The 431-nt window shown below is 60.2% G+C and carries 1 pseudogene; it reads right to left on the minus strand.

The annotated features are described in order from the left end of the window. Positions 1-431: pseudogene (locus EP376_RS22740) on the minus strand (NAD(P)-dependent oxidoreductase); the annotation flags it as partial.

A 431-nucleotide genomic window follows, 5' to 3' on the forward strand; every position in this document is an offset into this window, starting at 1 on the left:
ATCGCCACGATCGAACCGATGTTGCCGCAGCCGATCACACCCAGTGTCTTGCCCGTGATCTCCACGCCCATGAAGCGGTTCTTCTCCCACTTGCCGGCATGCGTCGAGCTGTTGGCCTCGGGAATTTGACGCGCCACCGAAAACAGCATCGCAACGGCATGTTCGGCGGTCGTGATCGAGTTTCCGAATGGCGTGTTCATCACGATGATGCCGCGCCGNGGTCGTGATCGAGTTTCCGAATGGCGTGTTCATCACGATGATGCCGCGCCGGCTGGCCGCCGGGATATCGACATTGTCGACGCCGATGCCGGCGCGGCCGACAACCTTGAGATTGGTCGCGGCGTTGATCAGCTTTTCGGTGACCTTCGTGGCCGACCTGATCGCCAGACCGTCATATTGGGGAATGGCTTCGAGCAGCTTGTCCTTGTCCT

The sequence above is a fragment of the Alexandriicola marinus genome (assembly GCF_004000435.1).
In the GTDB taxonomy this organism is placed as follows: Bacteria; Pseudomonadota; Alphaproteobacteria; order Rhodobacterales; family Rhodobacteraceae; genus Alexandriicola; species Alexandriicola marinus.